Raw genomic sequence first — 16,854 nt, 5'->3', positions numbered from 1 at the left:
TTCCTTGCTGCGGCACGCCTACGCGACGGGTGGTTTGGGTGCCTCGGCCGGCCGGTCGAGCGCCCAGCGCCCACGCTTCGGCATCAGCCTGCCGCCGTAGCGGCTGATCAGACCGATGACGCCGTCACGGGCAAACAACATCGCGCCCAGCATCAGCGCGGCAAAGATCAGGCTGGTGTATTCGCCGCCATAACCGCTGGTCCAGTAGTCGATGACGCGGAAGATGAAGGTGCCGAAGATCGGTCCGAGCATGGTGCCCATGCCGCCGACGACGGTCATCGCCATGACCAGGCCCATGTTGGTGAACGAGCCCATCGCCGGCGTTACCAGGCTGACATAGGAGGCGTAGAAGCCGCCGGCGAGACCTGCCCAGAACGCGGTGAAGGCAAAGAGAGTGACCTTGACGAAGGTGGTGCGCACGCCGAGCCCCTGGGCTACGGCTTCACGGTCGCGAACCGCCATGGCGAGGAAGCCCCAGCGGCTCGCGAGAAGCGCCCATTGTGCGGCGAAGAAGGCGACGTTGAGCCCAAGCGCAAGCCACAGCGCGTAAAGTGCCAAATTTTCGCCGTCGGCAAACAGCGGCAGAACCTCCATGCCGCGGCTGCCGCCGGTGATATCGCCCGCGGCCAGCGCCCAACTCGCGAACATGCCGCCAAAAGCATATGTGGCGAGGCCAAGATAGATCTCGCGGAAGCGCAGCGTGACGATGCCCATGACGAGGCCGAAGCCGGCGGTGACGAAGCCTGCCAGGACCATGCTGATCAACGGGCTAATGCCGGTGCTGTTGGAAATGCCGGCGGTCGCATATCCACCGGCAAGTGCCAGCGCCATCTGGGCGAAGGACAACTGCCCGGCATAGCCGGCGAGCAGGTTCCATGACGCGGCAAGCAGCAAGAAGTAGAAGAACGAGACGCCATAGTCGATGAAGACAGGGTCCTTGACCGTCACGACGAAGAGCAGGCCGAGCGCCAGCAGGGCGAGCAGCACATAGGCGTTGATACGTTTAGACCCGAGCGACACCTGAAGCTCCATCCTTCATCCAGCCTGCGATGATTTCCTCGAGGCGGCTTTCGATTTCCTTGGCCGGGCCGCTGGCATTGTTGCGTCCCATGGCCAGCACATAAACCATGTCGGCGATGGCCAGCGCCTGCCGCACATTCTGGTCGACAAGCACGACGGTCAGCCGGTCTTCGGTCGACAGCTTGCGGATGCGTTCGTAGACCTGGTCCATCATCTTGGGCGACAGACCGGCGGTCGGCTCATCGAGCAGCAGCACCGAAGGCGACAGCATGATGCCGCGGGCGATTTCGAGCAGTTTCTGCTGTCCGCCCGACAGGTCGCCGGCGCGCCGAGCCAGGAAATCGGACGACATCAAAAATGTCTCGGCGATCTCGGCTACGCGGGCATTGAGCCAGTCCCGCTCCTTGCGCCTGAGCCAGCCACCCATGACCAGGTTTTCGCGCACGGTCATGTCGCGAAACAACGTGCCCTCCTGCGGCACGAAGGCCATGCCGAGGGCAAGCAGCCGACGCGGCGCCCAGCTGGTGACGATCTCATCGGCCATCCGCACCGTGCCTGCGGTGACCGGGGCGAGGCCGCCAATCGCCTTGAGGCACGTGGATTTGCCGGCACCATTGGGCCCGATGACGACGGTGATCTCACCGCCAGCGGCATTCAGTTCGACGCCGCGCAGGATCTCGATGTCGCGTTGGTAAGCGACACGAAGATCTCTGACGAAAAGCCCCGGTGGATTACCGGCGGCCTTGACGCCGCTTGGGCGTTCCTCAACCTTCAACAACTGAACTCTCCACTTAGAGATAGGCGGCGTGGACGCGGGGATCGGCGCCGACAACTTCGGGCAGGCCTTCAGTCATCTTTTCCCCGGCCACCATCACCACCACGCGAGAGCACAGGGAGAAAATCCATGGCAGATCGTGGCTGATGATGACGCAGGCGACACCGGCCTCCTGCCGCTCCCGGATGACCTCGGCCATCGTTGATGCGATGCTCGGGTGAACTCCGTTGGTCGGCTCGTCGAGCAGCACGAGGCTGGCCTCCGACACCGCGCAGCGGGCAAAGTCGATCAGCTTGCGCTGGCCGCCGGACAGGCGTTCGGCCAATTCATCGACGACAGGCGACAGACCCAGCCGGCCCAGCGCCTTGCGCGCCAGATCGTCGGCCTGGCGCGGCTTCAGTCCGCGCGCCAGCATCGGCACCATGACGTTTTCAGCCGCCGTCATCTTCGAAAAGATGCCGCCATCCTGGTAGGAGCGCATGATGCCGCGCCGCTTGGCCGCCGAGGGCGCAAGCGCCGTCACATCGACGCCGTCGAACGTAACGCTGCCCCGGTCGGGCTTCTGCTGGCCGCTGACGAGGTTGAACATCGTCGTCTTACCGGCACCGTTGGGGCCGATCAGGCCAACCACTTCACCGGCGCCGACGTCGAAGCCGACATCGTTGACGGCATGCAGGCCGCCAAAGCTCTTGCCGACAGCCCTGACCGACAGGACGGTTGGCAAGACAGCGGGGGTTTGTTGGATATTGGTCACTTCGGTTCTCGCCAGCATCGCGCTCACACCGCCCTGTCCATGCGCGAGCCAAAGAGGCCCTGCGGCCTGAGCAGCAGGATCAGCAGCATCGCGGCGAAGCCGTAGACCTCGGTAAAGTTCGGATCGATGTAGACGGCACCGAAAACCTCGGCGAGGGCAAGCGCGAAGCCGCCGACGAGACCGCCGCCGATCGAACCGAGACCGCCAATGACGACGATAATCAGGCTCTTGGACAGCACCCAGCTGCCCATGCCGGGATAAGCAAGATAGATTGGTACCAGAAGCGAGCCGGCGGCGGCGGCCAGCATGCCGGAGGTGGCAAAGGCCAGATTTGCAAGCCGGAAAACGTCGAGGCCGACGACCTCGGCTCCGGTCAGGCTCTGGGTCAGTGCACGCCAGCCACGGCCGATGTCGGTGCGCTTGACGACCCACAGCAACAGCCCGATCAGCGCCAGCGCGCCGACGAAGGCGACGATGCGGTTGCCCGACATCTGGACCGACGAAAACAGGTGGACGTTCTCGGTCCAAAGGCCAGGAAGGCGCTTGTAGCCCGAGCCGACGGTGGCGATCGCCGCCGAGCCGAGGAACATCGACAACGCGAAGGTGACGATGAAGGCGAAGTCGATCGGCCGCTCGACGCGCGACTTGTAAAGCTGCCTGAGAAAGACGGCGTTGACCAGGTATCCGGAGATGCCGCCGACGGCGATCGCCAGCGCCATGGCCGCGATGATCGGCAGGCCGGTTCCGGTGAAGGCGTAGAACGCCGCATAGCCGCCGATCATGTAGAGCGCGCCATGGGCGAAATTGGCGATGCGCATGACGCCGAAGATCAGGTTAAGCCCGACCCCCATCAACGCATATGTTCCGCCGATGGCGACCCCGAGCGAGAGCGCCTGAAGAAAAGTTTCCAACGAAGTCCTCCATCCTCCCAGACGGCCGGCGCTGTACCAGCCGCATGACTGGCGCCCGCCTTTGTGGGGCGAGCGCCGCTTTCAATTTGCAGGTGATGCAAAAGCAAATGCAATAAGGCTTTGGTTATCTGATCTCTTCGACGATATCGCCCTTGGCCTGGCCCGACTTGCTCATCTGGAGCATGAACATCGTGCCTGCCTTCGAGCTGTTCCAGGCGCCAGGCGCGGGGTCCTGCTTGAAGGTGATCTGGCCACTGGTGCCTTCGAACGTCAGGTCGCCAAAGGCCTTCGACACCGTCTCGCGATCGATGCTGCCGGTCTTTTCGACAGCCTTGGTGAAGGCGGTCAGGCAATCCCATTCGTTGTAGTCGTAGAACACCGGCTCGCGGCCGAACTTGTCGGTGAACAGCTTGCGGAATTCCTTGCCGCCAGCCGTCAGCGTCGCTTCGGAGATGCCGAAGGTCGAGTACATGATTCCGGCGCCGGCATCGCCGGCGGCCGACCAGAATTCCGGCATTTCGGGGAATTCCCAGGTGCCGATGATCTGGCTCTTGATGCCGGCTTCGCGGATGCGCGCTGCCGACGTGTAGATCGCCGGACCGTAGCCGACGACGAGGACTGCATCCGGCTGGACCTCCTGGCGCGCCACCGGCACCAGCATCGGGCTCAGGTCGACCGCTTGCGGATCATAGGACACGACGTCGACCTTGAAGTCATCATTGCCGAGCGCCTGCAAGGCATCGGCGAAGTCGGTGCCAAAGGCCGATCGTTCGGCCAGCACCACGACGTTCTTCCAGTTTTTCTTCTGCAGGTAGTTGGCCATCAGCTTGGCAACCTGGCCGTTGTAGGGCCCGATGCGGAACACCGATGGCAGGTCGGGCCCGACATTCTTGTTGCCCATCGTATAGCTCAGGCAGATCGGCACGTTGGTGTTCTTCACCGCCTTCTCGAAGGCCAGCATCTCGCCCGAACCGGCGGTGCCGGTGAAGCCCATGACATTGCGCTGCTGCATGAAGCGCTTGCCCAGCGAGATGAACTTGTCGGGATTGTTCTCGTTGTCGCCGACCACCAGTTCGAACTTGCGGCCGTCGACGCTGCCCTTCCCATTGATGTGTTCGACATAGAGCTCAGCGAGGCCCACGGCCTCGGTGCCGAGCTTGCTTTCTGGGCCGCTCAGGTTGGAAATCACACCGACTACGACCGGTTCCTTCTCCTGGGCGGTTGCGCCCTGAACCGCCATCAAGGCGCTGATCAGCACCATAGCGGTGCCGGAAAATACTGTTGACTGCTTCACGATCTCTCTCCTCCAAATTGTTCGTGTTGCCGGGCCCGACTCCGCAGACAGGTGTCCGTGGCGCGCCTCTTGTTCTTGACCCCATGGAAGCGAAGTGGATGCCATCATTAAAATGCATACTTCGTTCATGTGATATTTCACAGTATCTATTTATGCTCATTCCTGTCAATGGCGCGGATGCCGATTGTTTGCCCGGGCCTGCGCGAAATGTCGCAGAACCGGAAGGTTCCGAGTGGCAGGTTTTCTTGTCGGCGAGCAAGATTGCGCGGGGGTTTTGCAGCAGAACGCCCACCGTGTTCGCGGCGGGCGCAATCGTCGGAATATTCGTGGCCCGCAATAGGCTGCGGCCGCAGGCCGTGTGCCTGAAAGTGGGTGCATGGCGCTGGCTCGTAGCTCGCACCATCGCGCGCCCTAGCTCAGCAGACGCCCAGGCGCGAGCGCGCTGGTCAGATGGAGTACCCTGTCATAAACCGGCGGGATCTTTTCACCTGTCACCAGCGCGCAGGTCAGATGCGCCAATGCCGGAGCGGTGCCAACGCCGAAGCCGCCCTGTCCCGCCAGCCAGAAGAAGCCGTTGCTGCGCGGATCGTAGCCGACGACCGGATTGCGATCCGAAGCAAAGCAGCGGAAACCGGCCCATTTGTGCGGCACGTTCTGAACCGTGACCGAGGTGTTGTTGATCAGCCGGTCGACGGCGACCGCGACATCATATTCGTCCGCCTGGACATCGCCGGGCACATCTTCGGTTTCATCCATTGGCGACACCAGGATCATGCCCGCGTCCGGCTTGAAATAGAGTTCGCCGCTGAGATGCACGACCATCGGCCAGTCAGCTACTTCGGTGCCCTCGGAAGGCGGAACCAGGACCGCGGTGCGGCGCAGCGGCTTGATGCCGAGAGGATCGAGACCGGCGAGCTTGGCGACCTGGTCGGCCCAGGCGCCCGCGGCATTGATCACGGTCGGCGAGCTGTAACTGTCACCGCGCTCGGTCGTCACCGTCCACAATCCATCCCTATAGGACAAGGCACTAACGCGGGCATTGCCGACGAGGACACCGCCGCGCTGCTTCAGCAGCTTGATATAACCGCCAAGGATCGCGCCGGCATCGAGTTCGCCACCGGTGCGATCGAGGAATGCGCCCGCAACCTCATCTGCGTTCAGCACGGGAACACGTCCGATCGCGTCACTGACCGAGATCGGCGTGACGTCTGAGGCAATGCCTTGCTGCATCGCCTCAAGACGGCCAAGGCCATCGCCATTGGCGACAACGATCTGGTCGCGCGGATGCAGCAGCGGGCTCTCGGAGAATTCTTCGGGCGGATTGCGGAAGAATGGTTCGCTGATCCGCCCGAGTGCCTGGGAGGCGCTGTTGCCATAGGTGGTGGTGAAGAAGGCGGCCGAACGGCCGGTCGAGTGATAGCCGGGCTGGTCCTCGGCCTCGAGCACCAGCACCTTGGCGTGCGCCGCGATCTCCGCGGCCGCCGAAGCACCCGCCACGCCGCCGCCAATCACGATGACATCATGATAATCCATCGGCTCAGGCCTCGACCAGGCGCCGCCACGGCGTCTCGCGGCTCCAGTTCACGCACACGCTTTGCCGGCGCATGTAACCTTTCCACGCATCCGAGCCCGCAGTGCGACCGCCGCCGGTTTCCTTTTCGCCGCCGAACGCCGCGCCGACATCGGCACCTGTCGTGCCCATGTTGACCTTGGCGATGCCGCAGTCGCTGCCTTCGGCCGACAGGAAGGATTCGATGTTGGTGATGTTGGTGCTGTGGAGGCCGGAAGCGAGGCCCTGGGCGACGTCATTATGCATCGCCAGCGCGTCTTCCCACTCGTCATATTCGATGACGAACAGGATCGGTGCAAAGGTCTCGTCCTGTACGCAGGGCCAGTCGTTCTGAGCGTCGATAATGATTGTCGGTTCGACGAAATAGCCGGCGCGCGGCATGCGCTTGCCACCTGCCACGACCTTGCCGCCCAGCACCGTGGCAGCCGCGATCGTGGCCTCGAACTTCTCCACCGCGCCTTTGTCGACAAGCGGGCCGACCAGTGTGTCCTTGTCCGAGGGATCGCCGACCTTGATACGTGAGAACGCCTTGCCGAGCAGCTCGACCAGCCGGCTCGACACGCTCTTGTGAACGATGACGCGGCGCGTGCTGGTGCAGCGCTGGCCGGTGGTTCCGACGGCGCCAAAGGCGATCGCAGCGGCGGCAAGCTCCAGGTCGGCCGTCTCATCGACGATGCAGCCATTGTTGCCAGAACATTCGAGCATGTAGCGACGGCCGAGCGTCGAGCCAACGATATTCGCCACCTTGTGGCCAACGCCGGACGAGCCGGTGAAGGACACCAGCGCAACGCGCGGATCGGCGACCATCTTCTCGGCCACCGAATTGTCCTCGGTGACGAACATCGAAAACACGCCTTCATGGCCCATCTCGGTCATCGCACGATTGGCGAGATGCTGCAGGCCGATCGCTGTCAGCGGCACTTTCGGGCTCGGCTTCCAGATCACAGTGTTGCCGCCGATGGCCGCGAGGAACCCGTTCTGGGCCCAGACGGCCGCCGGGAAGTTATAGGCGGTGATGATGCCCGCGACGCCGAGCGGCAGCCACTGGTCATACATGCGGTGGCGTTCGCGCTGCGACTGCTGGGTGAAGCCATAGAGCATGCGCGACTGGCCGGCGGCCATCGTCGCCATGTCGATCACTTCCTTGACCTCGGCCTTGCCTTCCATGATCGACTTGCCGGTGTCGAGCGAGACAAGCGCGCCCAGCGCGTCGTGATACTCTGCAACCAACTGGCCGATGCGGTTGACTAGTTCGCCGCGTACCGGGGCGGGCACCATGCGCCAGCGCTTTTGTGCCGCAACCGCGCACTCGACGATGCGGCAGTAGTCGACTCTTGTGGCGTTGGTAACCCGTGCGAGCTCGGTCTCGTTCGCTGGATTGATCGCGGCGAATGTGTCGTCCTTGTTTGCAGCGGACCAACCGCCGGCGCTGCAATGGGCGCCCGAATTAAGCCGTTCTATTCCCAGTTTCAGGAAAGCCTGCTCTGCGTCAAACATCATGCTCGAATTCCTCCCGCTGCCAGCTGCCGTCACGCCGCGATACGCGTCGCCTGATGCAGCACGACCCGCCAGCCATCGGCCTCGCGGCGAAAATTGTTGGCGCCGACGAGCGCGGTCTTCTTGTCGCTTTCGACCAGGGTGACGTTTTCGCGGTTGACCCTGACAGCAAGCGTGTCGGTGCCGTACTCGACCGAACGCTCCAGATCGAACTGCACCAGCGGCGCCGTTGCGAACGCCTGCGCCAACGTCTCGAGCACGGCCGCGCGGCCGACCGAGGCCTTGCCGTCCGGGCCGACATAGATGACGTCGTCGGCCTGCGCCCAGATCTGCTCCATGGCTCCAAGGTCGTGATCTTCGATCGCCTTGTAGAAGGCCTTTTCCACCGCCTCGACAGTCGCAAACATGCTCGAAATCCCGATATCTGAATGTGGGACGCCGGCCGACCAGACGGAGGCGTCCTGAATGGTGATCTGTTAGGACGCGGCCCTGTCCGATGCTTGTCCCATTCGTGACTAGGCCGTCATGCAGGCGATGCCTATTGAGCGACCCATGGCGTCGCCTGACCCAATTCTGGTCGAAGGCAAGCCGCCGGGCCTCCGCCCCGCGAGTGCGCCGCATTTCAGGGGGACCCGGATGAGAGTGACCAGCAAGCTTGCGGATGTCGAATTCCGCTTTGGCCGGATCGAACGTGACGGCACCACGCTGTTGATCAACAGCCACCGGTCGCAGGCGATGCAGACGACGGTGCACATGTCGCCAGATGATTTCCTCGCCTTCCTCAAGGCGATGGCAACCAGCCGCTCGGCGCTGTTCTTCCTGCTGGCCTTTCCGGTGCTGTGGTTCAAACACCGCAACAGCCGCGGAACAGAGCGCGCGACGGTGACAAGCAGCAACCACCCGCAGTCGGGCATGGGCGAGCCTTGGTAGGCGGCTACGACTGACATCATCCTTCAAATCAAAAAAAGGCCGGCGCTCCATCCAGACCGCGGGCCTTTCTCTATTGATGCGCCACGCCTCAGCGCGAGTTCAAGAGCTCGATGGGGTATTTGGACAAAAGTTCGTAGCCCCCCTCGGTCACCAGGATCTGCTGCTCGACCTTGATGCCTTCGCGGCCGCCAACTTCGCCGACATAACTCTCGACGCAGATCGTCATGCCCGCTTCCAGCACGCCGTCGAAACCGAAGTTCTTGTAGTCGCGCCAGTACAGGATCTGCGGGTACTCGTCGCACATGCCGATGCCGTGGGCGGCGCAGACATATTGCTGGCGCCGGAACCTGTCCGGCAGGTTTTCCGACTTTTCGGCGAACTCGCCAAAGGTCAGCCCGGCCTTGACCATCGCCATGTTGATGTCGAGGTGCTCGATCGCCGTCTTGTAGAGATAGTCCTGCTCGGCGGTCGGTTTTGCGTCACCACAGATCCAGCTGCGCGAGATATCGGCGCAATAGCCGTAATTGCCGATCAGGTCGGTGTCGAAGGCGACGATGTCGCCGTTTTCGATGCGGCGGTCGCTGGCTTCCTTGAACCAAGGATTGGTGCGCGGGCCGGAGCAAAACAACGCCCCCTCCAGCCACTCGCCGCCAAGTTCGATGTTGCGCTTGTGCAGGATCGACCAGACCTCGCGCTCGCTGGCGCCGGGGTGGAGCCCCTCACGCATGCGCTCCATGCCGTCCTCGGCAGTGGCGATCGCGCAGCGCATGGCGCAAAGTTCGTCATGCGACTTGATCACCCGGGCGTGCTCGATGATGCCCTGACCTTCGACGACCTGGATGCCCTCGCGTTCCAGCGCCCACACACCGAAAGGGTTGATGCGGTCGACGCCGAGGCGTTTGTTGCCACCCCCATGTTCGCGCACCAGGTCGGCGATGGTGGCAGCCCAGGCCTTGGCGTTTTCCTCGAAACGGGGGCCGGCGGTAAAATAGGTCCAGGGAATGCACGGCCGGAGTTCGTCTATAAGGTCGAAGCCCTCATAGAGATGCAGCATGGTCGTTGCATCGAATACGATCACCGGACCCTGTGCAGCGACAAAGGCATAGCGGACAGGATTGTGATGGCCCCAGACCTGCATGTTGGTGGTGTCAGTGGCGTAGCGCAGGTTGACGGAATCAAACAGCACCATGCCGGCGAGGTCGTTTGCCATCATCTGCTCGCGTAGCCGCGCCAGACGATACTCGCGCAGCGCATGCAAGCTCCACGCGGATGAATCGGGTCTTGCCACGGCCACGGCGTCAAAGCTGGTCATTGCTCAAAGTCTCCACTGAGGATTTCCCTGGACCGCCGGGCCATGAAATCGGTGATGCTATCCTTCAGGCCGTCGTCGATCCACGGGGCCTGGTATTCGTCGAGCTGTTTGCGGGCACGGTCGAGGCCGACCTGGTGCGCGTCCCGGCGCCCTTCGTCGCGCCACTGCTCGTAGCTGTTGGCGTCTGAGAGTTCGGGGATGTAAAACGCGTTCTTGCGGGTATGGGCCTCGCCGAGGAAATGCCCTCCCGGGCCGACCTTGATCAACGTTTCCAGAACCTCGTCAAGGTCGTCGAAGCGCGGCTGCTTGAAGATCTCGTAAAGGATGTCGATCTGCTCGACGTCCTGCACGAACTTCGAATAGCTGATGGCCAGCCCACCCTCGACCATGCCGGCCGCATGGATGATCCAGTTGGCCTGCCCCAACATGTAGCCCCAGGTTGACATGATGGATTCATAGCCGGCCTGCATGTCGGGCACCTTGGCCGTCGACCACAGGCCCGAGGCGCGCCAGACAAGGCCAAGCTTGCGTACGATCTGGCCGACGATCAGGTTCATCAGTACCGGTTCGGGGCTGCCCTGCAGCGGCGCGCCCGATTTCATCGAGATGGTCTGGGCGACGCAGCCGAAGATCGCCGGCGCGCCTTTGCGGATAATCTGCGAATAGGCCATGCCGGTCAGCGCTTCGGCGATGATCATGGCGCACGCGCCGACCGTCGAAACAGGAGAGCTGGCGCCGCCCATGATGAAGGGCGTGCAGATCACCGCCTGGTTAGCGCGCGAATAGATCTCCAGGGCGTTGATCATCGCCTCGTCCCAGACGAGCGGCGTGTTGCAGTTGATCAGCGAGCCGACCACCGTGTTGGTATCGACAAACTCCTCGCCGAATACCAGCTGCGACAGCCTGACAGTGTCGTTGGCTGCCGTGCGCGAGGTCACCGCGCCCATATAGGGCTTGTCGGAAAGCAGCAGCGGTTCGCCAACCAGATGCAGATGCCGCAATCGGACATCGACATCCTGCGGCTCGGCCAGCACACCGCCATTGATCTGGATGGTCTTGGCCTGGTGCGCCAGCTTGGTGAAGTTCTGCAGGTGCTCCAGCGTGCTCGACTTGCGGACATTGTCGAAGTCGAGCACGTGCGGCGCGCCGTAGGAGCCGCTGAACGCCGTGCGTGGGCCGCACAGCGTGATCGTGCGCTCCGGGTTGCGGGCATTGAGCGTGATCTCAGACGGCACTGTCTCGATCAGCTTGAGCAGCAGGTCTCGCTTGATGCGGACACGCGCGCCCTCGACATCGGCACCAACGCTGCGCCAGCGGCCTGGCGCCTCGGGGTGGCGGAACTCGATGCCGACCGTCTCCAGGATAGTGAAGGCGAGTTCGAGCACGCGGTCGCTGCGCTCGTCATCGAGGATCGAGTAGGCCGGCAACTCGTTCTGTAGCACCGAACGCTGCACATTGCCGCGTCGCGCCAGCGCCTCACGGCGATTTGCGGCGCCGCCGCGCCTGCTTGTCGGACTGTCCATATCGCTTCCCGCCATTGCTGCGGCCCCAACGGGCCCGGATCGGCTGCGGCGGCAAAAGAGCGAATGGTCAGTCAATGCCGCGCAGGTTCACCTCGACATTGCGAGAGAGCGGCCGCTCCCAATAGTCCAATTTGGCACCCGCCAAGTTTTGGCGGGTAGCCCGCGTCTGGATCAGGAGGCAGGGGAAGCTTCGAGAGCAGGTTGATCCGCAGCTCTAACCGCGGCTGGACGACAGCAGCCGCTCGTGCAGCGAGCGGATGTGTTCGCGCATCGCGTTGCCGGCACGTTCGGGATCGCGCGCCGCAAGCGCTTCGTAAATCGCCTCGTGCTCGCCCTCGGTCAGGGCAAAGTCCTGCGGCGACCATTGTGGCTGGAACCACAGGCGGTTGAGCCGCTCATGCACCGGCTGCAGGAAGTCGGCGATCAAAGGGTTGCCGGCGGCACCTGTGACGATCGAGTGGAAGCGCCGGTCGCGCACCATCAGCGCGTCCTTGGAGCCGCTTTTCATCGCGGTGATCGTCTCGTCGAGGATCTGGCGCAGTTCGGCCAGTTCGGCCTGCGTCAGCCGAGTGGCCGCCTTTGCCGCGCAATGCGGTTCGAGAACGCTGCGGATTTCCAGCGCCATCATGATCTCGTTGAGCGAATCCAGCCGGATCAGGATGCCCTTGCGCGGGATAACTTCGAGCAAGTCCTCCTGCATCAGCCGCTGCAACGCCTGATGCACCGGCGTGCGGCCGATGCCGATGTCGTCGCAAATCGCGTTCTCCTGCAGAAACTGGCCGGGCTCGTATTGCGCGGTCAGGATGCGGCTCTTGATCTCCTGGTAGGCGCGCTCGGTCAGCGAGTTCTTGCGCGCCGCCATCTTCGGATGATTCTCGGCATCCTGCGCCGCCTGGTCCATGGCCTGGCTGGCTGGCGCGGCCGACCGTTTCCCGGCCTTCGGGCCACGCTTTGCTTCAGTCATCGAAGATAGAGCCATATTGATCCGGTTCGAGCGTCGCCACATTGGTTAGCGCTTGTGCGGAAATTTGCAACCAACAGCAAGCCACCTACGCCAACCTTACGCTACACAGCACTAATCTGGCGTAGATCCGACGGCCGGCAAGCATAGGCATCCTTAAACGACTTGGAAAATTGCGACGTGCTGGTGAACCCAGAAGCGATCGCAACCTCGGTGATCGGTATTCTGGTCTGGCGCAGCAGGTCCCGCGCCCAGTCGAGCCGCAGCGTGAGGTAGTAGTGGTAAGGCGTGCTGTCGAGATGCTGCTTGAAAAGGCGTTCGAGTTGGCGGCGTGAAAGGCCGGTCTGCGTTGCGATCTCGCCCATAGTCTTGGGTGTCGCGATGTTGCTTTCCATCAAGGCGATGGCGCGGACCATGGGATCACCCGGCGTGCGATACTTGAGTGCCTTGGGTAGCCGTTGGCGGTCGTTGGGCGCGCGCGCCAGATCCGTGACGAAATGATTGCTGACGCGTCGGCCGGTTTCGTGGCCGATGATCCTGTTGATCATGCCTATCGACATGTCGAAGGCTGCCATCTCGCCGGCGCATGTGTAGATATTCTCGTCCTGCTGTATCAACCTGTTGTCGATCCTGGCGTCGCGGAACTTTTCGGCGAAGGCCGGGATCTTGCTCCAATGGATGGTGCAGTCGCGCCCGGCAAGCAGCCCGGCGTCTGCCACCAGCCATGCCCCGGTGCCTACCCCGCCGATCGAAACGCCCCAGCGTTTCATCCGATGGAGAAACGAGCGGATCTGCCAACTGGCATGGTTTTCGACATCCTCGCCGGCACAAATCAGGATCGTTGCGGGCAGTCCATGGAAACTGCCCGAATGCTGTTCGCCAAGACAGCCATCCAGCTTCACCGATATGCCCGAAGACGAGGTCGCCTGCGCCCGTTCGATGCCGATCGTGCGCCATCGGAAATGCCCCTGCTGCGCAATGTCATTGGCCTGCTTGAGCGGCTCGATCAGCCCCGACAGACTCATCAACGAAAACCCGTCGACGACGAGAATGAGGATGTCCTGGACCTCGGCGGCCTTTGGCCTGATCTCGGCTCGCGCCTGATGGCCACGATGTCCTGCCGGCCAAGTGGGCTTGCTGGCTACTGGGAGTATTGCGCTTCGTGCCACGTCTGCCTCTCATTGGATTGAGGCTGGGACCCCGCTTCGAAACCGAAGACGGAATTCCAGAAGAGATGGCATTTTCGCTGCTGAGGTTGGGGCGAGAAGTCCCAAATGGCCCCCTTCCGATGGTGGTTTCCCTCTCGATAGCGACGAAAAGATTCATTTGCCGGCGTGGAATAACGCGCCTGGCAAGCCGTTCTCCCTGGCGACAACACAACCGGCACGGTGCGCTAATGATCATTTGGCCGCATCGCGTATTCAAGGAGAGTGGCCGATGTCGAACAACCTGGCTCTGCCCGCCGACGACGGTCTTTTGGTCGCCGTTGCGAGCATCCCAAATGAACGGCAGATTTCGCTGCGCCTGGTACGCATCCTGGTGGGAGCATTGCTGATCGCTTTCGTGATCTTTGCCTTCTTTGCCAGCATCGACGGCCTTTCGACCGACATGCGCGTCGCACTCTCAGTATTCGCCGCCACTCTGATCGCCTGGACTGTCATGGACCTGCCGGAAACGCCGGTTGCATTGGCGGGTGCGCTGGCGCTGGTTCTGGCGGGCGCAGTCGGCGAGCAGGCGTTTTTTTCGGCACTCGGCAGCGAGATCGTGGTGCTGATGCTCGCCGCCTTTGTCATCGGCGCGGTGTTGAAGCAGACCGGGCTTGCCGAGCGCTGTGCCTTTCGCATGCTCGCTCCGTTCCGAACCGTGCAAGGCATTTTTTGGGCAACGACGGGCGCGATCTTCCTGACCGCGTTCCTGGTGCCGTCGACATCGGCACGCGCGGCGATCCTGATGCCGATCTTCCTGAGCCTATCCACTGCTATCGGCAGGCCAAGCGTGACGCGCGCGCTTGCCTTGCTGTTTCCATCGACGATCCTGCTTTCCGCTGCCGCTTCGCTGACGGGCGCTGGTGCTCATCTGGTGGCGGCCGATGCGATCCGGCGCGTTTCGGGTCAGTCCGTCGACTTCGCCACCTGGACGATGCTGAGCGCGCCCTTCGCGCTCATCTCCAGCCTCATTGCCTGTGGCCTGATCCTGTTTGTTTTCCTCGACGGAGATGATCGCAAAACGCTGGTGACGCATGGCAAGGGAGCGGCAAATACATTCTCCAACCGCGACAAGACCATTCTCGCCGTGGTTGGAGCGACTGTCGCGCTTTGGGCCACCGGCAGCTTCCACGGCATCGGCCTGCCAATCGTCGCACTCGTGGGTGCTCTGGTCGTGGCCTCGAAAGCCGTCTCGGGCATCGCCTTCAAGGCCGCGCTCAAGGGCGTCGAATGGAACCTGCTGCTGTTTCTTGCTGCCACGCTCGTCATCGGCGAGGCACTGCTTGTGTCAGGTGCGGCGAAGCTGGTGGTCGATCGCGTGATGGCGGCCTTCCAAAATTCGGTCGCGCCTGCTCCCTGGATCCTGATCGGCTTTGCCGCGACCGTCTCCGCCCTCGCCCATATCGTCATCACCTCGCGCACCGCGCGCGCAACGGTACTCATTCCGGCGCTGGCGCTGCCGCTTGCCGGGCTCGGCGTGAATCCTGCCGCGATGATCCTGGTCGTCACGCTCGGCAGTGGCTTTTGCCAGACGCTGATGGTGTCGGCCAAGCCGGTGACATTGTTCGGCGGCATCGAGCCGCCGGCCTTTTCGGCACGTGATTTGCTGTGGCTTTCAGCGCTGCTTTTTATCCCCTTCGTCGCCTTGCTCGGGGCCTTCGCGGTCTTTGTCTGGCCGCTGCTCGGCATACCGCTCTGATCAGAACCCTGACGTCCAGATGCCTATGCGGCCAAGCCAGAAGTGGCCTGGCCGTTTTCGTAAGTATTTGTAATATTTTACTTTTCTGAGCGGAATAAAGCGGATTGCACGCCGTTTCTCGTCCATCGCTCACATGAAAGACGAGGAGTTACTTCCATGACATTCACTGTTCTTGTCGCGCCCTCCGGCTTCAAGGAGAGCCTGTCCGCCAACGAAGTGGCCGACTGCATCGGCGAAGGCGTGTTGCGCACATTTCCGCAAGCCAATATCCTGAAGGCGCCCATGGTCGACGGCGGTGAAGGCTTCACCGAAGCGCTGATCGCGGCAACCGGCGGCACCATCCACCGCCTGACCGTCACCGGGCCGGTCGGCGATCCTGTTCAGTCGTTTTTCGGCTTCCTCGGCGGCGCGCCGGTACCCACCGCCGTCATCGAAATGGCTGCTGCTGCGGGCCTGCGCCTGGTGCCTCGCGACAGGCGCAATCCGTGCCTGACCACTAGCCGGGGTGTTGGCGAACTGATCAACGCGGCACTCGACGCCGGCGCTGAACGCATCCTGCTCGGCTGTGGCGATAGCGGCATCAACGACGGTGGCGCTGGCATGGCCGCGGCACTTGGCGTGCGTTTCCTCGACAAAAAAGGCCGGCCGCTCGCGGCAGGCGGCGCGGAACTCGCAAGGCTTGCGATCATTGACATGTCGGGCCGCGACCCACGTCTCGCCAATGTTCGTATCGATGCCGCGGTCAACTGGCACAACATGCTGCTTGGCCCGCGCGGCGTTGCCCGTGTGTTCGGCCCGCAAAAGGGGGCGACGCCCGAGCAGGTCGAGCTTCTGGCGCAGGCCATGGACAATTATGCCGCGCATATTGTTGCCACTACCGGCATCGATGTCGGTGCGGCCGAGGGTGCCGGCGCATCTGGGGGCCTGGGTGCTGCGGTGATTGGGCTTTTGTCAGGCAAACTTCATCCGCGCTACGAGATCGTGATGAACTATCTCGATCTGGACAGCCTGATCGGTCGCGCAAACTTGGTCATCACCGCCGAAGGCAGTCTTGATGGCCAGACCCCGTTCGGCAAGGTGCCGGCGGAAGTCGGCCACAGGGCAAAGGCGGCAGGCCTGCCGGTGATCGCGCTCGCCGGCACCATCGGCAAGGGCGTGACACTCAACTTCGAGCATGGCATCGACGCCTTTGCTTCGATCCTCAAGCGCCCGTGCAGCCTCGACGAAGCCATTGGTGCCGCGTCGAAGTTGCTGGTACGCGCCGCCGAGGACGCCTCGCGCATGATCCTGGTTGGCATGCGCCTCAATCAGGCCAGTGCAGTGCGGCGTGCCCAAAAGCAGACCCCGCGCCCGAAAACTACGTCTCGCGCCGCCGCCTGATAGTGCGGCAACAAAAAACCGCC

General features: G+C 62.8%; 15 protein-coding genes. 3 read left to right on the top strand and 12 right to left on the bottom strand.

The features are described 5' to 3' along the window. Positions 1 to 18: 18 nt before the first annotated feature. The 8 genes from C8K44_RS01305 to C8K44_RS01270 all read right to left on the bottom strand — a co-directional run bounded on the left by C8K44_RS01305 (position 19) and on the right by C8K44_RS01270 (position 8,228). Complete coding sequence (locus tag C8K44_RS01305; RefSeq protein ID WP_158282695.1) at positions 19 to 1,020, bottom strand: branched-chain amino acid ABC transporter permease; 1,002 nt, start codon at positions 1,018 to 1,020, stop codon at positions 19 to 21. Beyond that, the gene (locus C8K44_RS01300; RefSeq protein WP_158282694.1) at positions 1,004 to 1,798 is read right to left on the bottom strand and encodes an ATP-binding cassette domain-containing protein; all 795 of its coding nucleotides are present in this window, start codon (positions 1,796 to 1,798) and stop codon (positions 1,004 to 1,006) included. The genes C8K44_RS01305 and C8K44_RS01300 overlap by 17 nt, the downstream gene beginning before the upstream one ends. 13 nt (positions 1,799 to 1,811) lie before the next feature. Continuing rightward, positions 1,812 to 2,549: an ABC transporter ATP-binding protein gene (locus tag C8K44_RS01295; protein ID WP_158282693.1), complete on the bottom strand. Its 738-nt coding sequence runs from the start codon at positions 2,547 to 2,549 to the stop codon at positions 1,812 to 1,814. Between the two features lie 23 nt (positions 2,550 to 2,572). Continuing rightward, positions 2,573 to 3,460 carry a branched-chain amino acid ABC transporter permease gene (locus C8K44_RS01290; RefSeq protein WP_109573930.1) on the bottom strand — a complete coding sequence of 296 codons (888 nt, stop codon included), beginning with the start codon at positions 3,458 to 3,460 and terminating at the stop codon, positions 2,573 to 2,575. A gap of 124 nt (positions 3,461 to 3,584) precedes the next feature. Further along, a complete protein-coding gene (locus tag C8K44_RS01285; RefSeq protein ID WP_158282692.1) occupies positions 3,585 to 4,754 on the bottom strand; it encodes an ABC transporter substrate-binding protein in 1,170 nt (389 codons plus the stop codon). A gap of 411 nt (positions 4,755 to 5,165) precedes the next feature. Further along, positions 5,166 to 6,287 (bottom strand): FAD-binding oxidoreductase, encoded by a 1,122-nt coding sequence (locus C8K44_RS01280; RefSeq protein ID WP_109573928.1) that lies wholly within the window; start codon positions 6,285 to 6,287, stop codon positions 5,166 to 5,168. A 4-nt stretch (positions 6,288 to 6,291) separates the two neighbouring features. Beyond that, on the bottom strand, positions 6,292 to 7,824 hold the full coding sequence (locus C8K44_RS01275) for an aldehyde dehydrogenase family protein (protein WP_199226982.1): 1,533 nt from the start codon (positions 7,822 to 7,824) through the stop codon (positions 6,292 to 6,294). Between the two features lie 29 nt (positions 7,825 to 7,853). Continuing rightward, a complete protein-coding gene (locus C8K44_RS01270) occupies positions 7,854 to 8,228 on the bottom strand; it encodes a nuclear transport factor 2 family protein (RefSeq protein ID WP_109573927.1) in 375 nt (124 codons plus the stop codon). A gap of 229 nt (positions 8,229 to 8,457) precedes the next feature. On the opposite strand from C8K44_RS01270, the gene C8K44_RS01265 reads away from it, so the two are divergent. Next, positions 8,458 to 8,751, top strand: a complete 294-nt coding sequence (locus C8K44_RS01265) for a hypothetical protein (RefSeq protein WP_146203894.1) — start codon at positions 8,458 to 8,460, stop codon at positions 8,749 to 8,751. 88 nt (positions 8,752 to 8,839) lie between these two features. On the opposite strand, the gene C8K44_RS01260 is transcribed toward C8K44_RS01265, so the two are convergent. The 4 genes from C8K44_RS01260 to C8K44_RS01245 all read right to left on the bottom strand — a co-directional run bounded on the left by C8K44_RS01260 (position 8,840) and on the right by C8K44_RS01245 (position 13,716). After that, a complete protein-coding gene (locus tag C8K44_RS01260; RefSeq protein WP_109573925.1) occupies positions 8,840 to 10,063 on the bottom strand; it encodes a Xaa-Pro peptidase family protein in 1,224 nt (407 codons plus the stop codon). Then, a complete protein-coding gene (locus C8K44_RS01255) occupies positions 10,060 to 11,586 on the bottom strand; it encodes a trimethylamine methyltransferase family protein (protein WP_158282691.1) in 1,527 nt (508 codons plus the stop codon). The genes C8K44_RS01260 and C8K44_RS01255 overlap by 4 nt, the downstream gene beginning before the upstream one ends. 214 nt (positions 11,587 to 11,800) lie before the next feature. Then, positions 11,801 to 12,550, bottom strand: coding sequence for a GntR family transcriptional regulator (locus C8K44_RS01250; RefSeq protein WP_158282690.1), 750 nt, complete (start codon positions 12,548 to 12,550; stop codon positions 11,801 to 11,803). 101 nt (positions 12,551 to 12,651) lie between these two features. After that, on the bottom strand, positions 12,652 to 13,716 hold the full coding sequence (locus tag C8K44_RS01245; RefSeq protein WP_109573922.1) for a GlxA family transcriptional regulator: 1,065 nt from the start codon (positions 13,714 to 13,716) through the stop codon (positions 12,652 to 12,654). A 268-nt stretch (positions 13,717 to 13,984) separates the two neighbouring features. Here C8K44_RS01245 and C8K44_RS01240 point away from each other — a divergent pair, with 268 nt between their 5' ends. Both C8K44_RS01240 and C8K44_RS01235 read left to right on the top strand, forming a co-directional pair. Then, entirely contained in the window at positions 13,985 to 15,451 is a 1,467-nt protein-coding gene (locus C8K44_RS01240) for an SLC13 family permease (protein ID WP_245417312.1), read from the top strand. Between the two features lie 156 nt (positions 15,452 to 15,607). Further along, positions 15,608 to 16,831 (top strand): glycerate kinase, encoded by a 1,224-nt coding sequence (locus tag C8K44_RS01235; protein WP_109573921.1) that lies wholly within the window; start codon positions 15,608 to 15,610, stop codon positions 16,829 to 16,831. The last annotated feature ends 23 nt before the right edge of the window (positions 16,832 to 16,854 follow it).

Origin of the sequence: Aminobacter sp. AP02 (assembly GCF_003148805.1) — a bacterium.
Taxonomy (GTDB): domain Bacteria; phylum Pseudomonadota; class Alphaproteobacteria; order Rhizobiales; family Rhizobiaceae; genus Aminobacter.
The sequence above is the reverse complement of the archived record's forward strand: the minus strand, read 5'-3'. Positions and strand labels throughout refer to the sequence as shown.

Bases quoted from the DNA above. Each gene is read 5' to 3' on its own strand.
- C8K44_RS01280 (WP_109573928.1), bottom strand. From the start codon at position 6,287: ATGGATTATCATGATGTCATCGTGATTGGCGGCGGCGTGGCGGGTGCT.
- C8K44_RS01275 (WP_199226982.1), bottom strand. From the start codon at position 7,824: ATGATGTTTGACGCAGAGCAGGCTTTCCTGAAACTGGGAATAGAACGG.
- C8K44_RS01270 (WP_109573927.1), bottom strand. From the start codon at position 8,228: ATGTTTGCGACTGTCGAGGCGGTGGAAAAGGCCTTCTACAAGGCGATC.
- C8K44_RS01265 (WP_146203894.1), top strand. From the start codon at position 8,458: ATGAGAGTGACCAGCAAGCTTGCGGATGTCGAATTCCGCTTTGGCCGG.
- C8K44_RS01260 (WP_109573925.1), bottom strand. From the start codon at position 10,063: ATGACCAGCTTTGACGCCGTGGCCGTGGCAAGACCCGATTCATCCGCG.
- C8K44_RS01255 (WP_158282691.1), bottom strand. From the start codon at position 11,586: ATGGACAGTCCGACAAGCAGGCGCGGCGGCGCCGCAAATCGCCGTGAG.
- C8K44_RS01250 (WP_158282690.1), bottom strand. From the start codon at position 12,550: ATGACTGAAGCAAAGCGTGGCCCGAAGGCCGGGAAACGGTCGGCCGCG.
- C8K44_RS01240 (WP_245417312.1), top strand. From the start codon at position 13,985: ATGTCGAACAACCTGGCTCTGCCCGCCGACGACGGTCTTTTGGTCGCC.
- C8K44_RS01235 (WP_109573921.1), top strand. From the start codon at position 15,608: ATGACATTCACTGTTCTTGTCGCGCCCTCCGGCTTCAAGGAGAGCCTG.